The 18774-nt window shown below is 54.1% G+C and carries 21 protein-coding genes and 1 other RNA gene; 13 read left to right on the top strand and 9 right to left on the bottom strand.

Going from position 1 to position 18774, the window contains the following annotated elements:
* The 4 genes from ACXAET_RS04495 to ACXAET_RS04510 all read left to right on the top strand — a co-directional run bounded on the left by ACXAET_RS04495 (position 1) and on the right by ACXAET_RS04510 (position 4335).
* Positions 1-753 (top strand): cytochrome c biogenesis CcdA family protein, encoded by a 753-nt coding sequence (locus tag ACXAET_RS04495; RefSeq protein ID WP_475181730.1) that lies wholly within the window; start codon positions 1-3, stop codon positions 751-753.
* 63 nt (positions 754-816) lie between these two features.
* A complete protein-coding gene (locus ACXAET_RS04500) occupies positions 817-2031 on the top strand; it encodes a hypothetical protein (RefSeq protein ID WP_475181732.1) in 1215 nt (404 codons plus the stop codon).
* Positions 2028-3377: a cytochrome P450 gene (locus tag ACXAET_RS04505; RefSeq protein WP_475181736.1), complete on the top strand. Its 1350-nt coding sequence runs from the start codon at positions 2028-2030 to the stop codon at positions 3375-3377. The genes ACXAET_RS04500 and ACXAET_RS04505 overlap by 4 nt, the downstream gene beginning before the upstream one ends.
* Positions 3378-3450: 73 nt before the next feature.
* The gene (locus ACXAET_RS04510) at positions 3451-4335 is read left to right on the top strand and encodes a fructose bisphosphate aldolase (protein WP_475181740.1); all 885 of its coding nucleotides are present in this window, start codon (positions 3451-3453) and stop codon (positions 4333-4335) included.
* A 172-nt stretch (positions 4336-4507) separates the two neighbouring features.
* Here the strand turns inward: ACXAET_RS04510 and ACXAET_RS04515 are convergent, their stop codons facing one another.
* Genes ACXAET_RS04515 through fumC form a run of 3 tightly spaced genes read right to left on the bottom strand, consistent with a single transcriptional unit; the run spans position 4508 to position 6290 of the window.
* Positions 4508-4723, bottom strand: a complete 216-nt coding sequence (locus tag ACXAET_RS04515; RefSeq protein ID WP_475181742.1) for a ribbon-helix-helix domain-containing protein — start codon at positions 4721-4723, stop codon at positions 4508-4510.
* Positions 4720-4896, bottom strand: a complete 177-nt coding sequence (locus ACXAET_RS04520) for a DUF4169 family protein (RefSeq protein WP_475181746.1) — start codon at positions 4894-4896, stop codon at positions 4720-4722. Before ACXAET_RS04520 ends, ACXAET_RS04515 begins: the two co-directional genes overlap by 4 nt.
* Complete coding sequence (gene fumC / locus ACXAET_RS04525; protein ID WP_475181749.1) at positions 4896-6290, bottom strand: class II fumarate hydratase; 1395 nt, start codon at positions 6288-6290, stop codon at positions 4896-4898. Before fumC ends, ACXAET_RS04520 begins: the two co-directional genes overlap by 1 nt.
* Before the next feature lie 197 nt (positions 6291-6487).
* On the opposite strand from fumC, the gene ACXAET_RS04530 reads away from it, so the two are divergent.
* Positions 6488-7051 (top strand): hypothetical protein, encoded by a 564-nt coding sequence (locus ACXAET_RS04530; RefSeq protein WP_475181754.1) that lies wholly within the window; start codon positions 6488-6490, stop codon positions 7049-7051.
* A 14-nt stretch (positions 7052-7065) separates the two neighbouring features.
* Here the strand turns inward: ACXAET_RS04530 and ACXAET_RS04535 are convergent, their stop codons facing one another.
* The 6 genes from ACXAET_RS04535 to ACXAET_RS04560 form a co-directional block, all read right to left on the bottom strand.
* Positions 7066-7527: an SspB family protein gene (locus tag ACXAET_RS04535; RefSeq protein WP_475181758.1), complete on the bottom strand. Its 462-nt coding sequence runs from the start codon at positions 7525-7527 to the stop codon at positions 7066-7068.
* Positions 7528-7603: 76 nt separating this feature from the next.
* Entirely contained in the window at positions 7604-8857 is a 1254-nt protein-coding gene (chrA, locus tag ACXAET_RS04540; protein WP_475181760.1) for a chromate efflux transporter, read from the bottom strand.
* Between the two features lie 450 nt (positions 8858-9307).
* Complete coding sequence (locus ACXAET_RS04545; protein WP_475181761.1) at positions 9308-9739, bottom strand: ester cyclase; 432 nt, start codon at positions 9737-9739, stop codon at positions 9308-9310.
* Between the two features lie 100 nt (positions 9740-9839).
* Positions 9840-10187, bottom strand: a transfer-messenger RNA (tmRNA) gene (gene ssrA / locus ACXAET_RS04550).
* A gap of 36 nt (positions 10188-10223) precedes the next feature.
* Positions 10224-10586 carry a DUF4345 family protein gene (locus ACXAET_RS04555; protein ID WP_475181765.1) on the bottom strand — a complete coding sequence of 121 codons (363 nt, stop codon included), beginning with the start codon at positions 10584-10586 and terminating at the stop codon, positions 10224-10226.
* A 10-nt stretch (positions 10587-10596) separates the two neighbouring features.
* Positions 10597-11328 (bottom strand): FadR/GntR family transcriptional regulator, encoded by a 732-nt coding sequence (locus ACXAET_RS04560; RefSeq protein WP_475181769.1) that lies wholly within the window; start codon positions 11326-11328, stop codon positions 10597-10599.
* 86 nt (positions 11329-11414) lie between these two features.
* Between ACXAET_RS04560 and ACXAET_RS04565 the strand changes: the two genes are divergently transcribed.
* The 8 genes from ACXAET_RS04565 (at position 11415) to dxr (ending at position 18772) form a co-directional block, all read left to right on the top strand.
* A complete protein-coding gene (locus ACXAET_RS04565; protein ID WP_475181771.1) occupies positions 11415-12206 on the top strand; it encodes a DUF2182 domain-containing protein in 792 nt (263 codons plus the stop codon).
* A 4-nt stretch (positions 12207-12210) separates the two neighbouring features.
* A complete protein-coding gene (locus tag ACXAET_RS04570) occupies positions 12211-12915 on the top strand; it encodes a DUF1326 domain-containing protein (RefSeq protein WP_475181773.1) in 705 nt (234 codons plus the stop codon).
* 221 nt (positions 12916-13136) lie between these two features.
* Positions 13137-14240, top strand: coding sequence for a dimethylsulfoniopropionate demethylase (locus ACXAET_RS04575; RefSeq protein WP_475181774.1), 1104 nt, complete (start codon positions 13137-13139; stop codon positions 14238-14240).
* A 101-nt stretch (positions 14241-14341) separates the two neighbouring features.
* A complete protein-coding gene (gene acuI / locus ACXAET_RS04580; RefSeq protein ID WP_475181777.1) occupies positions 14342-15337 on the top strand; it encodes an acryloyl-CoA reductase in 996 nt (331 codons plus the stop codon).
* A 185-nt stretch (positions 15338-15522) separates the two neighbouring features.
* Positions 15523-16086 carry a ribosome recycling factor gene (frr, locus tag ACXAET_RS04585; RefSeq protein WP_475181783.1) on the top strand — a complete coding sequence of 188 codons (564 nt, stop codon included), beginning with the start codon at positions 15523-15525 and terminating at the stop codon, positions 16084-16086.
* A 9-nt stretch (positions 16087-16095) separates the two neighbouring features.
* Positions 16096-16821 carry a polyprenyl diphosphate synthase gene (uppS, locus tag ACXAET_RS04590; RefSeq protein ID WP_475181788.1) on the top strand — a complete coding sequence of 242 codons (726 nt, stop codon included), beginning with the start codon at positions 16096-16098 and terminating at the stop codon, positions 16819-16821.
* Positions 16818-17600 (top strand): phosphatidate cytidylyltransferase, encoded by a 783-nt coding sequence (locus tag ACXAET_RS04595; protein ID WP_475181793.1) that lies wholly within the window; start codon positions 16818-16820, stop codon positions 17598-17600. The genes uppS and ACXAET_RS04595 overlap by 4 nt, the downstream gene beginning before the upstream one ends.
* Positions 17600-18772 (top strand): 1-deoxy-D-xylulose-5-phosphate reductoisomerase, encoded by a 1173-nt coding sequence (dxr, locus tag ACXAET_RS04600; protein WP_475181796.1) that lies wholly within the window; start codon positions 17600-17602, stop codon positions 18770-18772. Before ACXAET_RS04595 ends, dxr begins: the two co-directional genes overlap by 1 nt.
* The last annotated feature ends 2 nt before the right edge of the window (positions 18773-18774 follow it).

The following is an 18774-nucleotide window of genomic DNA, read 5'->3' on the forward strand; positions in this document are numbered from 1 at the left end:
ATGTTCGGAATAGATATCATAGACGCAGGCCTGCTTCCTGCCATGTTCATCGCAATGCTCGGCGGGCTTATCAGCTTTCTCTCGCCCTGCGTCCTGCCCATTGTGCCACCATACCTGGCGTATATGAGCGGTGTTTCAATCAACGAGATGAAGGACGAAGCGCAAGCGCGGCGCAAAGCAACATTGACGGCATTGTTCTTTGTGCTTGGATTGTCGACCGTATTTTTGCTGCTTGGCTTTACCGCATCCGCCTTTGGGGCGTTTGTGTTGCAGAACCAGGTGCTGTTCGCCAAGCTTTCAGGCGCTGTGGTCATTGTCTTTGGTTTGCATTTCCTGAACGTCTTCCGCATTCCCTTCCTTGATCGCGAAGCGCGGATCGAGACCGGAGATTCGGGTGGTTCAGTGTTCGGCGCCTATATTCTTGGTCTGGCTTTTGCCTTTGGCTGGACGCCGTGCATTGGCCCCCAACTCGGTGCGATCTTGTCTTTGGCAGCGTCGGAAGCATCGGTTGCGCGCGGTACGCTGCTGTTGGGCGTATATGCGGCTGGTCTTGGTATTCCGTTTTTGCTGGCCGCAATGTTCCTGAACCGGTCGATGTCGGTAATGAACCGTATCAAGCCACACATGGCGACGATCGAAAAAGTCATGGGCGGGCTACTGCTCTTCGTGGGTATTATGCTGATCACAGGCCTATTTACAGAATTCAGTTGGTGGCTGCTTGAGACCTTCCCAGCATTGGCCAATTTTGGGTGATCTGTTGATCTGACTTACCTTGTCAGCAACGCTGCGCTAATCTGCGCAGCAGAAGGTAAGGCCATGAGCAGTCAAAACAATCAGCCGCAGGTGCGCAGGCGTCGGGTGTTCTACATTCCCGGCTACGATCCCATTCACCCGCGGCGATACCGAGAGCTGTACCGCAAAGAAAGTCAGATACAGGCGAAGATCTCGGGGTACGAGATTTCGATTTCACCGAAGCCGAGCGACACGACTTACGGATGGCATGTTCAGTCGGTTCAGGACGGTTTTGAAGTTGAGGCGGACGTTCAGGTTCTGCTCTGGTCCGATATCGTGCGCGACAGCATGGCAACCTCGATCCCTGCTACGTATTTGCAGCTTTTTCGAACCGCATGGATTTATGTTGCCTCTGGTGCCCTGAAATCTCTGATGAGCCTACGTAAGGGACCAGTGATTGCAGCACTATACCCTGTTGTCATGCTGATCGTGCAGCTTGGCTTAGCACTCGCTTTGGCCTTTGGTATTACGATGCTGCTCTGGCCCGTCATGGGCTGGCCAGGAACTGCTGTAGCGATCTTCGCAGCATGGGCGCTGCTGTATTGGTTTCGCAAGAAAGACAACCGCCTTTTCGCCTACTACCTTATGCATGACTACGCCTATTCTGCGGCCTTGCGAGGTGCTGTTCCTACTGAGTTAAAGCAGCGTCTTGTCGAATTCACGGATCATATCAGAGCGGCGCTTGAGACCGATGTGGACGAAGTTTTGGTGGTCGGGCACTCTTCCGGGGCGCATCTTGGGGTGATCACATTGGCCCAATTGATCCGAGACCGAGACGTGCCGCCGGATGGGCCAAAGCTGTCGTTGCTGACGCTCGGACAGGTTGTTCCAATGGTTTCATTCCTTCCTGACGCCCAAGATCTGCGGGCCGACTTGCAATTTCTTTCAATCCAAGACGCTCTCACATGGGTCGATATCTCAGCGCCCGGTGATGGATGCGCCTTTGCGTTGTGCGATCCGGTCAGTGTCAGTGGTGTGGCAACGAGCCAGAAACGATGGCCGTTGGTTTTATCTGCGGCCTTCACTCAGACGCTGTCGCCTGAGCGTTGGCAGGAGCTGCGCTGGAGGTTTTTTCAGCTGCATTTCCAGTATCTTTGCGCGTTCGACCGACCGGGCGTTTATGATTATTTCCGCATCACCGCCGGGCCGCTCACCTTGGACCAGCGATTCAGCGGGCGAAACCCGTCGAAGTCACGCATTGACCATGCCGTTTCGAAATACCGGTCGGTGCGCGGATGAAGCCACCAAAGCCAACATCGCGATCGGACACCGTCTCGCTGTGGCGCTATCTGAAATTGTTTCGCAAAGACCTGCTGTCGGCTCAACCTCAGCGTCTCTATCGCGCATGGATGGCCGAGTTTCGCACGCCCTTCTTTCGGTCCTACCTTATGAACCAGCCCGAGCTTGTGGATACGGTCCTCAGACAGCGCCCAGACGATTTTCCCAAATCTGGGCGCATAAGCGAAGGGTTGCGCCCATTGCTTGGGGAGTCGGTCTTTTTGACCAACGGCGACAAATGGAAACGTCAGCGCCGGATTATCGATCCTGCGTTTGAGGGCGGGCGGTTGAAAGACACCTTTCCGGCCATGCTACAAGCGGCACAAGCTTGCGTCGCGCGCCTGAGGGGGCAGGGCGGCAAAGTGGTTGAATGTGAAGAAATCACCAGCCACGCTGCGGCGGATGTGATCTTTCGAACGCTTTTCTCGGTGCCCATCCAGCATGAGGTGGCTGCACAGGTCTTTGAAAAATTCCGCGCGTATCAGCGGCAACAACCGTTGCTGAACCTTGCGGCCTTCGTTCCTATGCCGCGATGGATGCCAAGATTGCACGCAGGCAGTACGCGCCGAAACGCGCGTGAGATTAGAGCACTGATCGGCCAAATGACGACCGAACGCGCACAGCAAATCGCTGCAGGACATGCACCGGATGATCTGGCCACAAAGATCATGACTACACCGGATCCCGAAACCGGGCGTTGCTTTGATACGAATGAGATGGTGGATCAGGTGGCCATCTTCTTTCTCGCCGGTCATGAAACCAGCGCGTCCGCGCTGGCTTGGACACTGTACTTGATGGCGCTTTATCCTGAATGGCAGGACCGTCTGTTTTCTGAGGCCGCTGTTTTGGACGATCCCAGTTTTGGCAGTCTGTCGAAACTTAAACTCAGCCGGGATGTTTTCCGTGAAGCTCTACGGCTTTATCCACCGGTACCGATGATGGTGCGAGAGGCGTCGTGCCCAGAACGGTTCCGGGATCGGGAGGTCGCCAAGGGCTCACAAATCATAATCAGCCCATGGCATCTGCATCGACAGGAGCGTTTGTGGGACCGGCCGGATGACTTTGATCCCACCAGATGGCACACCGAAAACGGAAAAACCTGTCAGCGCAACGCTTACATCCCATTCTCTGCCGGCCCGCGTGTCTGCACTGGCGCCGGGTTTGCGATGGTCGAAGGGCCCTTGCTGCTTTCGATGCTCTTACGGAACTTTAGGTTCGAACTGGTTAAGGGGCGCACGCCGGTTCCGGTGGCACATCTGACCGTGCGCTCGAAGGACGGAATTTGGTTGCGCTTGGTTGAGCGCTAACATCCTACCATCGTCCGTCACGTTGCTGTATGCGAATAAAAAATGCGGAATCATCGTTGAACAGGAAATGGTTATGTCCAAAGCAGAACAGCGCAAGCAGATGTCCAATGGCGCGGGTTTCATTGCAGCCCTGGATCAAAGTGGCGGGTCGACACCCAAAGCGCTGGGTCTCTATGGGGTTCAGGCGTCGGATTACAACTCTGAGGAAGAGATGTTTGATGAAATCCAGAAAATGAGGGCGCGTATCATATTGGCTGACGACTTTACCAAGGACAAAGTCATTGGTGCCATCCTGTTCGAACGTACCCTCGGAGAAGAGATCGAGGGCCGCAATGTCGCCGACTATCTTTGGTCGCAGAAGGGTATCGTTCCATTCCTCAAGATTGACAAAGGCTTGGAAGAACAAGCTAACGGTGTTCAGTTGATGAAACCGATACCGGGTCTGGCAGATACCCTTTCAAAGACAAAGGATGTGTTCGGCACCAAGGAACGCTCTGTCATTCACGAAGCCAACGCTGAAGGTATCGCAGCAGTGGTCGCCCAGCAGTTCGACGTGGCCCGCGAGGTCGTTGCGGCCGGCATGGTTCCGATTATCGAGCCTGAAGTCAACATCAATTCTGCGACCAAAGCCGAAGCAGAAGACATCCTGAAAGCCGAAATTTTGAAGAATCTCGACCAATTGGACGAGGGCCAGGAGGTCATGCTGAAGTTGACGATCCCCAGTAAAGCGAACCTTTTTGATGAGGTGGCTGATCACCCGCGTGTCTTACGTGTCGTGGCACTGTCCGGTGGATATTCTACGCAGCAAGCCTGTGACCTGCTGGGACAAAACGGCAAAATGATAGCTTCATTTTCACGTGCTTTGACCGAAGGTCTATCGAAACAGCAATCGGATAGTGAATTCAACGCTGCGTTGGGGGGCAATATCGACAAAATATTCCACGCGTCGATCCAATAGAATTGCGTGTTTTTCGGTCTTTGTCATTATAATTCTCTCTTTTTTACAATATGTTACCGGAGAGTATTTATACTGAAAAGGGTTGAGGAAAGGCAAAGACCGTCAAATATCCAGCTGCAGATGTTCGAGTCGTCCAACGGGGTCGAAAGATGCGGAAGGCGAAGGACGCTGGCTAGGCGCGATACCAATTCAGGACAAACACGCGGATCGCAGATGCCAAGCCAATATTTGGATCACGCTTTACGTCAATTTCAGCGGCCAAGGTATTGATTGCCATATTTTTTTGATCGGCAATTTCGCGGAATGCCTGCCAAAACTCGTCCTCAAGAGAAACAGAGGTGCGATGCCCTTTCAGGGTCAGTGAACGTTTGACCGGCCGACCGCTCATTCGTCCAGCTCACGATTATCAAGATCGCGGCGCTGCTTGTTCTGATCGAATTCTTCCTCGACCCTTTGAACCTTGCTGCGTCCGAACTTGACAGCGTTTTGATCTGCGCGGGCTTTTTTCTGAGCCCGCGCTTTTTGTTTTCTGTACCGGTTCAGGTTGACCGGCTTTCCCATCAGTCTTTGGGACCGATCATATGTTCGGGGCGGACAACAGCGTCAAAAGTTGCTTCATCCACAAAACCCAGCGCGATGGCTTCTTCCTTGAGGGTCGTGCCGTTCTTATGCGCAGTTTTGGCGACCTTCGTAGCGTTGTCATAACCGATGGTCGGTGCCAGCGCAGTCACCAGCATCAGAGACTCTTTCATCAGCTTATCGATGCGCGGTTCGTTGGCTTTGATGCCAATCAACATCCTTTCGGTAAAGCTGTCGGTCGCGTCGCCCAGCAATTGGATGGACTGCAACAGGTTGTAAGACATCATCGGGTTATAGACGTTCAACTGGAAGTGCCCTTGCGAGCCGGCAAATTTTATCGCGGCGTCGTTACCAATGACATGCGCGGCCACCTGCGTAAGCGCCTCCGCCTGCGTCGGGTTTACTTTTCCGGGCATGATCGAAGAGCCGGGCTCATTTTCCGGTAGGATCAACTCACCCAGTCCCGAACGCGGGCCCGAACCCAGCAACCGGATGTCGTTTGCGATCTTGTAGCAGGAGCCTGCAACCGTCGCCAAAGCACCGGACAGGAAAACCATGGCGTCATGCGCCGCAAGCGCTTCAAACTTGTTGGGGGCAGTGATGAAGGGCAGGTCGGTGATCTCAGCCATGTTCTGCGCGACGGCTTCATCCCAGCCACCATGGGTGTTGAGCCCGGTCCCAACGGCGGTGCCGCCTTGTGCCAGTTCATAGATACCGGGCATACAGGCCTTGACCCTGGCAATACCCTGCCGGATTTGATGTGCATAACCGCCGAATTCCTGTTCAAGCGTCAGCGGCGTTGCATCCTGTGTGTGGGTCCGACCGATCTTGATGATGCCTGCAAACTCTTTTGCCTTGGCTTCCAGCGCCGAGGCGAATTTTTCGAGACCCGGCATCAGCACGTCGCGTACACTCATGGCTGTGGCTATGTGCATCGCAGTTGGGAACGTGTCGTTCGATGATTGCCCCATGTTACAGTGGTCGTTCGGATGAACAGGGTCCTTAGAGCCGATAACACCCCCCAGAATCTCAATCGCGCGGTTGGCGATGACCTCGTTTGAGTTCATATTTGACTGCGTGCCCGATCCCGTTTGCCAAACGACCAAAGGGAAATTGTCGTCAAACTTGCCGTCGATCACCTCACCCGCGGCTTGGATGATTGCGTCCGCGATCCTTGCGTCCAGCTTCCCGATGGACTTGTTTTCCATGGCACACGCTTTTTTGATCACGCCCAATGCGCGCACGATAGCGACAGGTTGTTTTTCCCAGCCAATCGGGAAATTCATGATCGAACGTTGAGTTTGCGCACCCCAATACTTGTCAGAGGGGACTTCCAAAGGGCCAAAACTATCGGATTCAGTGCGGGTTTGAGACATCTGTTACTCCGTCGTGTATACAGTTGCATGCCGTTTACCCGTAAGAGGGCATAGGTGCAATCGGCCAGTTTCGCGCACCATAAACTTAAGGACACCAGAGGTATAGGTGGAAGACTAGGTGATTTTTTCGCGTGAATCGCATTGTGCGTGCTTGCGTGTAAGCTACAATAAAAAAGATCACTTTAATGGAGGCTAAGGTGAGCGAGTTGGTTCGGACTTACCCCCTGAAATTCTTCGTTCTTTGTATCGGCGTTCTTTTACTTGTCGTTTTGAACGGACGTCCAAGTCATGCCGCTGATATCTCACCTTTTATCGGTGATTACGTTGGCTCGGCAAATATGGTGGACGATGACGGAACCGAAACGCCGCGAGATATGAGCGTATCAATTCAAGAGCGGAAAAACGGCTTTAACGTCAGTTGGACGACGACCACATACAAAGCCGATGGTCGGATCAAAACTCAAAAATTTTCGGTAGATTTCAAACAATCCGACCGGGTTGATGTTTTCTCTGCCGCCATGAAGCACAACGTCTTCGGTCATGAAGTTCCGCTTGACCCGATGCAGGGCGAGCCGTTTGTCTGGGGTCGGATCGACGGTGACACGCTGACTGTATTTTCGCTGTTTATCGACGAGACCGGCGGTTACGAATTGCAGCAGTATGACCGAACGCTGGCAGAGGGCGGGCTCAACTTGTCTTTTTCGCGGTTCCGCAACGGGGTTAAGTCACGCTCTGTCGAGACGTTTTTGAAAAAGCAGTAAAACTTAATTGGTCGCTATTTGCGAAAGCTGTCCAGCGATACAACTTCAGCATCTTGCTGTTCGGGTTCTTCCTCAACCTCGATTGTATCCTCTTCGACAACAGCTTCGATTTCATCTTCCTCTTCGGGGCTTTCAAAGCGCAACCCAAATTCAACCGACGGATCTACGAAGGTCTTGATTGATGCATACGGAATGTACAGCGGTTCCGGCGCGTCACCAAAGTTCAGCGTAATTGCAAACCCGTCATCTCCGACCTCTAGGTTTTCGAACCAGTGCTGCATCACGATGGTCATTTCGTCGGGATAACGTTCACGTAACCAATCAGCAAGCTGTACTCCGTCTTCACGGGTATCAAAGGTAATAAAGAAATGATGTGCGCCCGGCAGGCCGTTTTTGGCCACACTGGTTAAAACCGTCTTGATGAGCCCGCGCATCGCGGTGTGCATCAGGTTCCCATAGTCGATGTCTTGCGACATGTGTCATCCTCAAAAGTGGTTGCCCTCAGCATAGGGAATTTCGACGGAAACGAAAGACCGGGTATGCGAGTATTGTTTAAAGAAAATGCAGCCCTACACCGATCCCTGTCATGAATGCCAGAGCGGAGACCATCCCAAATTTAAACTTAAAAATCAGCAACGCAGCAAGAATAGTTAAGATCAGCGCAGTTGGGTTAATGCTAGCGATGTCGGGCCATGGAACGGAGAGTGGTCCCCAGGTTTTCTCAGGGACCTCTTGAAAAAGAACGTTCAGGCCAAACCACACGGACAGGTTGAGAATCACACCTACGACGGCTGCAGTGATACCGTGAAGCGCCGCTGACAAGCGGGGGCGGGTGGCCAATTGATCTAAATGAGGTGCCGCAAGGAAAATCCAAAGAAAGCACGGAACAAAGGTTGCCCACAGCGCAACCAAGCCTGCGGCTAAGGCCAATGACGCACCGCCGTTGATCTGACCTGCCAACATAGCGACAAACTGCGTCACCAGGATCAATGGTCCGGGAGTCGTCTCAGCCAGCCCAAGTGCATCGATCATCTGGTCTGTGGTGATCCATTGATACTTGTCCACAACGGTCTGCGTCATATACGCCAGCACCGCGTAAGCACCGCCAAATGTCACGACAGCCAAGCGGGCGAAAAACCATCCCAAGTCACTGAGCAGTTTTTGACCTGACAAAGTCAACGCCACCAGCGGCCCCAACCATAGAACCAGCCACAGGACGGCAGTTTGAAACATACCTGACGTCTTTACGGCATGAGATTGATTTGCGGTCTCGGTCTCGCCGTTAAACTTGGCGTAACCCAATATTGCAGCGACCAAAATGATCAAAGGAAAGGGCAGGTCCAACAGAAAGATGGCGATGAAGGCCAGTGCTGCCGCAGCCCGGTGCCATCTGTCTGTGAGTGCTTTGCCCCATAGCCTTTTGACGGCTTGCAACACAATGATGATCACGGTGGCCTTCACGCCCAAAAAGCCCGCTTGCACCAAGGGAAGGTTTCCATAGGCGGCGTAAAGCCCAACTAGGATCGCTATTACCATGGCTCCTGGCAGCACGAACAAGGTGCCTGCGATCAAACCTCCACTCACGCCACGCAGCCGCCAGCCGGCATAGGTTGCAAGTTGCATCGCCTCAGGCCCGGGCAAGAGCATGCAAAGCGACAACGCCCTCAGATAGGTCTGTTCGTCGAGCCACGGGCGCCGCTCAACCAATTCGTGATGCATCAATGAAATCTGCGCCGCGGGACCGCCAAACGAAAGCAACCCAATACGCCCGAACACCCGAACAAGATCAGCAAGTGATGGAGTCATGACAGGTGGTCCGTCTGACAGTAATCTCTGTTGCTGATTTCGCCGAACGTGCAGCACCTCATGCGGCTACTGCTGCGCTCGTGCGGGCGCCTATCGTTTCCAAGCTGTGGTAAACCCACCCAACGCGCCACCGAACTGTCATTTTCTAGGGCTGCGGTAGTGTTGTGAGTATCACTAGCCCAAGCAATCTGTGAGGCTTTGCCGCGGGTGGAAGTGAACTGCGTTTCAGTGACACAATCCGACAGCTGGAGGATAGAATTGACTCTCGGAACCGACCCTGCACCGACCAAATATTTCCATTGGTTCTGAGCAATTAGGTCCGTGGAAGGCACAGCATGTCTCGTGGTTTCAAGGGACACATGCGAACCTTCTTCAAAATGAGCGGGGCGTTCGCAATCAAACCCCGCAGGGTTTGCTTACGGTCAACCGCGGAACGGGTCAAGATTGCGATCAGGCCCAATCCAGCCTTTGACCTGTCATGCAAACAGGCAAAGTATCCTTCGGGAATTGGCCCAGTTGTTCAAACAAGGATATGAAATCAAACTGGTTGTACGCTTCGACCACGTGATTGTCCTTTACGCGCGCAATAACGCTGCCGGTAGCTTGCAAAGGGGCACCATTGTCCGCGCGTGTCGTCTTTAGATGAACGATTGCGGAAACCCAATCACCATCTTCCAGAATTTTTGGAAGCTCGACTTTGATATCCCCAAGAACGTGCCGGAACGCCGTTACGAGATCCTTCAGTTCATCCGAGCCGACCTGCATTTCGGGAATCAATCCTTCGGCCACTGTGTCCGGAGCAAAGAATTGGTCGATGACGTCCGTATTTCCGTTTTCCCAAACCTCAGCAAACCAGTTCCTGAGTAGATCCGCGTGTGGCATCCCCGCTCTCCTTTTTATGTCAGCCTTAGAATGGGACACGAGAGTAAAAGAACGATAAACGCGAACACGAGAACTATTAAACCACAGACATTATGGGGAAAATGCAGGTTTCTGTTGCCAGGTACCTGCGAACCCCGCCTTACGCGGCTAGGCGCAAGGGCTTAGATTTCGGTCTTGTTACTGCTTACGCAGCAACTGCAACCGGAGCACGATTGTCGTTTGCAATTGTACTATTTTCGCCGGTAACGGTGGCAGACAGCCGAGACAAAGCTAACCCCTTTAGACGTTCGTCGATCCTATTTCGGCCCCATAATCCCCAAACGAAGGATATTTGGTGGAGCCGCCGGGTACCGCCCCCGGGTCCGATCCGCTTATTACGAGCGCGTTTATGTCCATAGTCCCGAAGGACCCCTTCTATATAGGTGAGCGGTGGCGCGGATGCAATTGTCGAATTTCCAACACCCAAAGCTTTGAAAACATGAGGTTACATGTCTCTGCTAATGTTGGCCAGAATCAGCCACAACGCTAAGGCCAGTTCAATGCCTCCGAAAGTCATCGCCTTGACCAGTGGTGGATTGTCCAGAACAACCGAAACAAAGCGCCCCAAGGCCGCGCCCGCATAGACAACGCCCAGCATGGCGTAGGCCATTGGATTATTCAGCCAGATAACGGCAAGTCCGGTGACGACAAACAATCCTCCGACCGAGGCCCGCATCTCACTTAGCCCCATGGTGCTGTTCGTTGGAGCAAGGTCCAAAGAAGTTGCCGTAAAACTCGGCGCGAGAAAACCGAACAAGCCGAACCCGACGGTCAAGAGCGCCGCGATTACATTAAAGACATTTGTCATCTCATTTTTCCTATTCAGGTTTTCTGCGTTGTTTCGCGACATCCTGCGCCAGTTGTCGAGTATAGTTTTCAAGCTCAACCAACGCTGCATCCACGTTTTGCGCGTCACTTCCCTCCAATGCGTCTGCTATCTGGTTGTGCAGACCGATGATTACCTCGCGCGATCGGGCAGTAAATGTGATCATGTTCATCAAGGGTTGCATGGCCTCAACAGCCCCGGCCAATTGATAGGACAGCACTGGGTTACCTGCTCCATCGACGAGCGCGCGGTGAAACGCCACGTCAGAGGCGCAGAAAGCCTCATCGGTCAGGTCCGGTTGCGATTGGCGGTGAATCTCCTCTCGCATCGTCGCCAGATGTCCTGGTGTGCGACGCTTTGCAGATAAGGGTGCGCACGCGCGCTCTAACGCGAACCGAGCCTCGCACGCAGTATCAAAACTCACTGCATTCATTGACAACAACAGGGTCGAGGTCGTGATTTGCTGAGAATACGCGCCTTCAAAGCTCAGGCGGTTTACAAACGCACCGCCACTTGCACCGCGTTGCGTTCGGATCAGGGACTGCGCCGCCAAGCGTTTCAAAGCTTCGCGCACAGTAGGGCGCGAAACTTGAAACTGCTCCGACAGTTCTGCCTCAGACGGCAGACGTTCATCCACGATCAATTCGCCCGAGACAATTGCATCGCGAATGGCCTGCGCAATCTGTGCGGACAAATCCGCCGGTCTCTGAGAGTTAGTTTTCATAATATGACGACCACACGTGACTTTTTATTTGTCTGACATTTAAAAGTCTGACATTTCAAAAGCAAGAACTGAGTCGGGAGGAAGACGTGAGTCGCGCGGTTCTACGTAGTGGATTTTGGCTGGGATTTTATGTCCTGATCTTATGGTCGTGGTGGATGATGTTCACCATGAGCCGCGAAATGGATCTGGATTGGATCGGACGTCCGGGACCAATGGGTCAGGCCATGGCGGCAATGGACCCGCGCATGGACATGTACATGCCCATGGCAGAATTTGGTCCATTGTTTTGGATGTGGGCCATCATGATGGCGGCGATGATGCTTCCGACCGTTGTGCCGACCCTGCGCAGCTATGAGGACCTGATCCAAAGCGCAAACGGTTCGCGCGCGGGCTGGCTTGGCGTTTTGGGCGGTTATCTGGCGGTGTGGGTTGGTTTCGCCGCGTTGATTGCCGGCGTTCAGCTGGTCCTGCTGTTTGGTGGTGTCGTCGACATGCTTGGGATTGCAAAATCCGGCGTCGTGGCGGGCGGCCTGATGATCGCGGTTGGCGCATTCCAGTTCACCCGTGCGAAAGAGGTCTGCCACGGTGTCTGCCACGCACCTATGACGTATTTCCTGGGACACTGGCGAACTGGCTTCGTCGGAGGGCTTCGCATGGGTGTCGGACTGGGTGCCTTCTGTGTCGGCTGTTGTTGGGGCTTTATGGCGCTAGGCTTTGTTGGTGGCGTCATGAGCCTGCTATGGATGGGACTGGCGACGTTTTTTATGGTTTTGGAAAAGTTGCCCCAGATCGGGCACGTGATCACGCGACCGTTGGGGTTCGCTCTTATCGCAGGCGGACTCGTCCTGCTCATCTATCCCATTACTTTCGGAGGATAAGCCAATGGCAAAAAACAGGAAACCGGATGCTGACAGATTACCAATCAGTCAGCGTATCGACAGCCGAATGCCGAATCCCAAGCGCAGAGAGATGAGCCCGACTGAGTGGGCTATCAAGGGCGAGTTGATCCTAAACTGCTCCTGCGATGTGTTTTGCCCGTGTGTTGTATCACTTGGCGCACATCCGCCGACCGAAGGGCATTGCCACGCGTGGATGGGTGTCATCATTGATGAAGGTCACTTTGAAGGTGAGGACCTGTCTGGGCTGAATGTCGGGCTTCTGGTCGATATTCCCGGTCGGATGGGGGAAGGACAGTGGAAAGTGGCCGCATATGTCGACGAGCGCGCCAGCGGCAAGGCCTATAACGGACTGTTGCAGATTTTCAGCGGTCAAGCCGGCGGAACTACTGGCCTCTTTACCATGCTGGTCAGTGAGATCATGGGCGCTGAACGTGCACCGGTTCAGATTGAACGGGATGGCACAAAGCGCCGCATTGTGATCGGGCGAAAGATTCAGGGAGAGATCGAGATGCTGGCAGGTAAAGATGCCGATCACCCTGTGATGGTTTCGAACTCAAAATACTGGATGGGTCCGGATATCATTGTTGCGCGGGGCACCAAATCTAAGGTGCGTGACTATGGTCGCGTGTGGGATTTCGGTGGTAAGTCAGCTGAGATATGTCCGATAGACTGGCATGGACCCAAGTAATGATCTCTTGGATGTGCAAGCCGACCAAGACACAGCGTAATCCGTTTATAAACAGGAGTTTGAACGGATATCTTACAGCGTCCAGTTTACAGCTACCGTTAGAAATCAGCGCCGTGTTTCACCGACAAATCCCTTGGCTTGGCGGAAAGCATGAGAGACTGAGTCAAACAGGACGTACAACACCCGTACGTAATTGGATGTTTTTGCCCCTGGAGGTTTGAATGGCACAGATTTCCCTGTCCCGTCGATTGCGGCGCACCCCGTTTTCAGACGGTGTCGAGGCTGCTGGGGTCAAAGGATATACGGTTTACAACCGAATGTTGCTGCCCACCGTTTTCGAAAGCATTGAGGCGGACTATCGTCATCTCAAAAGCCATGTTCAGGTGTGGGATGTATCTTGCGAACGGCAAGTTGAACTGCGTGGTCCGGACGCCGCACGTTTGATGCAAATGCTGACCCCACGCGATTTACGTGGGATGCTGCCGGGGCAATGCTACTACGTTCCGATTGTTGACGAAACGGGTGGTATGCTGAATGATCCCGTGGCCGTCAAACTTTCGGATGATCGTTGGTGGATTTCCATTGCAGACAGTGACTTGCTGCTCTGGGTTAAAGGAATTGCCAACGGATATCGCTTGGATGTTCTGGTGGATGAACCGGACGTATCACCACTCGCGGTCCAAGGACCAAAAGCGGATGAATTGATGTCGCGGGTTTTCGGAGACAGGGTGCGCGATATCAGATTTTTCAAGTTTGATATGTTCCAGTTTGAAGGCCGGGATCTGGCGGTGGCGCGATCGGGGTACTCCAAGCAGGGCGGGTTCGAGATCTACGTCGAAGGCTCGGACATTGGTATGCCGCTGTGGAACGCGCTGTTTGCGGCAGGTGAAGACCTGCAGGTGCGCGCGGGCTGCCCCAATCTGATTGAAAGGATTGAGGGTGGGCTGCTGTCTTATGGAAACGATATGACTGACTATAATACCCCACATGAATGTGGACTGGGCAAGTTTTGCAATACGCATACTGCCATCGGCTGCATCGGGCGGGATGCGTTGTTGCGCGTGGCTAAAGAAGGTCCTGTCCAACAGATTCGTCCCATTGCAATCGCTGGCGATGCCGTACCACCCTGTGATCGACCGTGGCCGGTGTTCGCGAACGGAAAACGTGTTGGGCAAGTAACTTCTGCCGCTTGGTCTCCTGACTTTGAAACCAATGTTTCGATTGGCATGTTGCGGCTCAGTCATTGGGACGCCGGGACAGTGGTTGAGGTTGAAACACCAGACGGCATACGCAGTGCCACTGTACAGGAACGGTTCTGGATCTGATGGCAAGACGAAACTGTATCTATGTCGCTTCGCAGATCATGCAGGACGTTAAAGCTGGATGAGATACAAGGCCTAAGAGCGCGGAAACGAGAGGAAAAGCGATGTTTAACGCATTGGTTATGGAAAAAGACGAAGACAGCGGGCTTGCCAGTCCTTCGGTCAAACAATTGTCTACCGACGATCTGTCCCATGGTGAAGTCACGGTCGCGGTCGAGTATTCAACGGTGAATTACAAGGACGGCCTTTGTTTGTCGCCGAAAGGCGGTGGATTGGTGCGAAAATACCCGCACGTGCCCGGAATTGACTACGCTGGAACGGTGGAGGCGTCGTCGGATGATCGCTACAAGGCGGGTGACAAGGTGGTTTTGACGGGCTGGCGTGTAGGTGAAGCTCATTGGGGTGGCTACTCGCAGAAGGCCAATGCCCTGGCTGAATGGCTGGTGCCTTTGCCAGATGGTCTTGATACACGGCAGGCGATGGCTGTTGGCACGGCCGGATTCACCGCGATGTTGGCGGTCATGGCGCTTGAGGATCACGGGATGAAAACCGACCACGGACCGGTTCTGGTAACCGGCGCTGCTGGTGGTGTCGGCTCGGTCGCGACGGCTATTCTGGCCAATCTGGGGTATGAGGTTGCAGCAGTGACCGGACGGCCGGAAACCGGGGAGTATCTGAAATCCCTGGGTGCCACGACCATTGTACCCCGTGAGGAGTTGAACGAGACAACCAAGCGCCCTCTGGAAAGCGAAACCTGGGCAGGGTGTGTCGACGCAGTTGGTGGAGAGATGCTGGCGCGCGTTCTGGGGCAGATGAAGTACGGCGCTTCGGTCGCAGCGGTTGGCCTCGCGGGTGGGGCAGCGTTGCCTGCAACCGTCATTCCATTCTTGTTGCGCGGCGTGAATTTGCTGGGCATCGACAGCGTGATGCAGCCATACGAAAACCGTTTGCGCGCGTGGCAACGTATTGCAACTGACCTGCCGATGGACAAGTTGGACGCGATGGTGCACCCAGCGACCCTAAGTGACCTGCCACAATTGGGCGCGGATATTCTTAAGGGTAAGGTAAAAGGGCGCGTTGTTGTCGACGTAAATGCCTGATTAAAAACTGTTCTGCCAGACCGGTTGGCCCGCGTGCTGACCGGTCTTTTCCTGTTAGAAACGTCCTGAAAAAGCCGGAAACTCCTCTGGTCATTGGCGCATTTCCACATCATCATTGCTATACATCCCAACTGCGATGGCTTATGAGCCATGCAAACAGGACCTGAAGACGGGGAGTGAGCAGCATGTCTGACGATTTTGAACTGGACACCGATGATCTTAAACGGCGCATGGAAGGCGCCATGGCAAACCTCAGAACCGAATTCGCCTCGCTTCGGACCGGGCGGGCATCAGCCTCGATGCTTGAGCCGGTCATGGTAGACGCCTACGGCGCAATGACCCCGATCAATCAGGTTGGAACGGTAAATGTCCCCGAACCTCGAATGGTCACGGTGAATGTTTGGGACAAGGGTCTTGTCGGTAAGGTCGAAAAGGCAATTCGTGAAAGTGGTTTGGGAATTAACCCACAGCTGAACGGCACAATCATTATGCTGCCGATCCCGGAACTGAACGAAGAGCGGCGCCGCGAACTGGGCAAGGTCGCAGGGCAATATGCCGAGCACGCCCGCGTTTCGATCCGCAATGTGCGTCGCGACGGAATGGATCAGATCAAGAAGGCCAAAGCCGACGGAATCTCCGAGGACGATCAGAAATTCTGGGAAACAGAAGTTCAGGATCTGACCGATGAAATGATCAAATCCGTTGATGCCGCGCTTGAGACCAAGCAGGCAGAGATCATGCAGGTCTGACGTCGCATTATGTTCAACCCTCCACATACCCTGGCTGGGCCGCGCCACGTCGCCATCATTATGGACGGAAACGGCCGCTGGGCGCAGGCGCGCGGTCGGCCAAGGTTGTTTGGACACCACGCGGGCGCACGGCGCGTGCGTGAAGTGGTTGAGGCTTGCCCAGGACTTGGGGTCAAATATCTGACGGTTTTCGCCTTTTCGACTGAGAATTGGAAACGGACTCAGGCCGAGGTTGCCGGGCTCATGAGCCTGTTTCGGCGTTATATCATCAAAGAAACCCAGACCCTTAAGGAAAACGGAATTCGCGTTCGGTTTATCGGAGATCGGGTCCGGCTGGATGCCAAGTTGACCGCCCTGATGGATACGCTGGAAGAAGAAACAAAGGACAATGATCTGGTCCACCTCACAGTTGCGCTGAACTATGGTGGCCGAGACGAAGTGGCCAGAGCAACGAAGCGGTTGGCGCGCGACGTAGCAGAAGGCCTTTTGCACCCCGAAGATGTGGATGAAGAAACCCTTCCTAAGTATCTGGATACACGTGTTCTTCCGGATCCAGATCTGGTTATCCGCACAAGTGGTGAGGCGCGAATTTCAAATTTTCTGCTGTGGCAATCGGCATATTCTGAATACGAATTTGTCGACACGCTTTGGCCAGATTTCACCGCTGCTGAGTTCGAAAGTTTGTGCCGAAACTTCGGCGGTCGCGAACGCCGGTATGGAGCGGTTCCGGCATGAGTGACGGCCGATGGTCTGATCTTACCACCCGCATCCTCTCTGCTGCCGTGCTTGTCGCCATCGGCTCGGTCGAGGTTTGGTTGGGCGGGTTTTGGTTTGAAACCTTCATCGCAATCGCCTGCGGCCTGATGACCTGGGAATTGGTGCGGATGGTTGATCCTGACAAATCGGCTGTGCGAGTTCAGTTAGGGATTCTGACCGGAGTCGCGGTTCTGCTCAGCTACCATGTGCCGCCGATTTACAAGATACCGATCCTGCTGGCCCCGGCATTGGTCGGCGCAGGGCAGGTTGGCCGCGCGAAACTGATCTACGCCCTGTTTGCCATGTGGATTGCCGCGTCTGGTCTGGGCTTTATCTCAATCCGCGAGACGATGGGTTTTGGTTGGATGATCTGGTTGATCTCGGTTGTTGTTGCGACGGACGTCGCGGGCTATTTCGTGGGCAAGACGTTTGGTGGACCGAAATTCTGGCCGAAAGTCAGCCCAAAGAAAACGTGGTCTGGCACCGCAGGTGGATGGGCCGCAGCAGCGGTCGTAGGGTTCGTGTTCGCTCTTCATGCCGGTTTTGGGTTCATGTTCATCGTCATCACGGTTCTGGCATCCATGGCCAGCCAGGCGGGGGACATCGTCGAAAGCGCGACAAAGCGTAGATTCGGCGTGAAGGACAGCTCGAACCTGATCCCAGGACATGGCGGATTTCTGGATCGGTTCGATGGTATGATGGGTGCTGCTCTGTTTGTTCTTATTGCGGGTATGATCTATTCCCCCGGGGGTATGTAATGCGCAAAATCTCCATTTTTGGCGCGACCGGCTCGATCGGGCAGAACACCATCGACCTGATAGACAGGCAACCGTCAGCCTATAACGTCGTTGCGCTGACAGGTGGGGCGAATATTGAGAAACTGGCCAAAGACGCGCGTCGTCTGAATGCGGATGTGGCCGTAACCGCCTATGAAGATAGGTTGGAAGACCTGCGTGCGGCGCTGTCCGGGAGCGGTGTTGAGGCTGCGGCGGGGCAGGCGGCGCTGACCGAAGCTGCTGCGAGACCTGCGGATTGGGTGATGTCGGCCATCGTCGGTGCAGCCGGGTTGAAACCGGGGCTAGAGGCATTGAAGCAAGGTGCCACGCTGGCGTTGGCGAACAAGGAGACTTTGGTCTGTGCCGGGGCTTTGGTGTTGGAAACAGCCAAAAGGTACAACGCTCGCCTTCTACCGGTAGACAGCGAACATTCCGCCGTATTTCAGGCTCTGGTTGGCGAGGATATCGAGACCCTTGAGCGGATCATAATCACGGCGAGCGGGGGCGCTTTCCGCGACTGGCCGCTGCGTGATCTGGCCAATGCGACGGTCGAACAGGCCTCAAGCCATCCGAATTGGGACATGGGGCAACGCATTACAATCGACAGCGCATCTATGTTCAACAAGGCGTTAGAGCTGATTGAAACAAAAGAATTCTTCGGGACTTCTCCGGATCAAATCGAAGTGTTGATTCATCCTGAGTCCATCGTGCATTCGCTCGTCGGGTTCAAAGATGGGGCCGTAATGGCCCATATGGGTGCGCCAGACATGCGTCATGCCATTGGCTATGCGTTACATTGGCCGGAACGACAAGAATTGCCAGTTGAGCGGTTAAACCTCGCCAAACTGGGCAAGTTGAGCTTTCAGGAACCAGACGAAGATCGCTACCCGGCATTGCGCCTTGCCCGCAATGTCATGGAACGCGGTGGCCTTTCCGGTACGGTGTTCAACGCCGCCAAGGAACGCGCACTGGACCTTTTTATCGCCCGGCAGGTTGGTTTTCTTCAGATGGCAGAAATTGTTGAATCCGTTTTGAGCAGGTTTGAAACGTCAAATGGTCTTCTTGATGCCGAATTAAACCTTGATAACGTACTGCAAGCGGACCATCTGGCACGTAAGTGGGCCAGCGAAGCCGCAATTCAGAAAGCAGGATAGAA

The sequence above is a fragment of the Ruegeria sp. AWH4_226 genome (genome assembly GCF_056159225.1).

What these genes read in the sequence shown, in the direction of transcription:
- ACXAET_RS04575 (WP_475181774.1), top strand. Translation starts at nt 13,137, where the DNA reads ATGGCACAGATTTCCCTGTCCCGTCGATTGCGGCGCACCCCGTTTTCA.
- ACXAET_RS04535 (WP_475181758.1), bottom strand. Translation starts at nt 7,527, where the DNA reads ATGTCGCAAGACATCGACTATGGGAACCTGATGCACACCGCGATGCGC.
- ACXAET_RS04520 (WP_475181746.1), bottom strand. Translation starts at nt 4,896, where the DNA reads ATGGGAAAGCCGGTCAACCTGAACCGGTACAGAAAACAAAAAGCGCGG.
- ACXAET_RS04560 (WP_475181769.1), bottom strand. Translation starts at nt 11,328, where the DNA reads ATGAAAACTAACTCTCAGAGACCGGCGGATTTGTCCGCACAGATTGCG.
- fumC (WP_475181749.1), bottom strand. Translation starts at nt 6,290, where the DNA reads ATGTCTCAAACCCGCACTGAATCCGATAGTTTTGGCCCTTTGGAAGTC.
- ACXAET_RS04570 (WP_475181773.1), top strand. Translation starts at nt 12,211, where the DNA reads ATGGCAAAAAACAGGAAACCGGATGCTGACAGATTACCAATCAGTCAG.
- ACXAET_RS04545 (WP_475181761.1), bottom strand. Translation starts at nt 9,739, where the DNA reads ATGCCACACGCGGATCTACTCAGGAACTGGTTTGCTGAGGTTTGGGAA.
- ACXAET_RS04510 (WP_475181740.1), top strand. Translation starts at nt 3,451, where the DNA reads ATGTCCAAAGCAGAACAGCGCAAGCAGATGTCCAATGGCGCGGGTTTC.
- ACXAET_RS04595 (WP_475181793.1), top strand. Translation starts at nt 16,818, where the DNA reads ATGAGTGACGGCCGATGGTCTGATCTTACCACCCGCATCCTCTCTGCT.
- frr (WP_475181783.1), top strand. Translation starts at nt 15,523, where the DNA reads ATGTCTGACGATTTTGAACTGGACACCGATGATCTTAAACGGCGCATG.
- uppS (WP_475181788.1), top strand. Translation starts at nt 16,096, where the DNA reads ATGTTCAACCCTCCACATACCCTGGCTGGGCCGCGCCACGTCGCCATC.
- ACXAET_RS04515 (WP_475181742.1), bottom strand. Translation starts at nt 4,723, where the DNA reads ATGAGCGGTCGGCCGGTCAAACGTTCACTGACCCTGAAAGGGCATCGC.
- ACXAET_RS04500 (WP_475181732.1), top strand. Translation starts at nt 817, where the DNA reads ATGAGCAGTCAAAACAATCAGCCGCAGGTGCGCAGGCGTCGGGTGTTC.
- ACXAET_RS04555 (WP_475181765.1), bottom strand. Translation starts at nt 10,586, where the DNA reads ATGACAAATGTCTTTAATGTAATCGCGGCGCTCTTGACCGTCGGGTTC.
- ACXAET_RS04505 (WP_475181736.1), top strand. Translation starts at nt 2,028, where the DNA reads ATGAAGCCACCAAAGCCAACATCGCGATCGGACACCGTCTCGCTGTGG.
- dxr (WP_475181796.1), top strand. Translation starts at nt 17,600, where the DNA reads ATGCGCAAAATCTCCATTTTTGGCGCGACCGGCTCGATCGGGCAGAAC.
- chrA (WP_475181760.1), bottom strand. Translation starts at nt 8,857, where the DNA reads ATGACTCCATCACTTGCTGATCTTGTTCGGGTGTTCGGGCGTATTGGG.
- acuI (WP_475181777.1), top strand. Translation starts at nt 14,342, where the DNA reads ATGTTTAACGCATTGGTTATGGAAAAAGACGAAGACAGCGGGCTTGCC.
- ACXAET_RS04495 (WP_475181730.1), top strand. Translation starts at nt 1, where the DNA reads ATGTTCGGAATAGATATCATAGACGCAGGCCTGCTTCCTGCCATGTTC.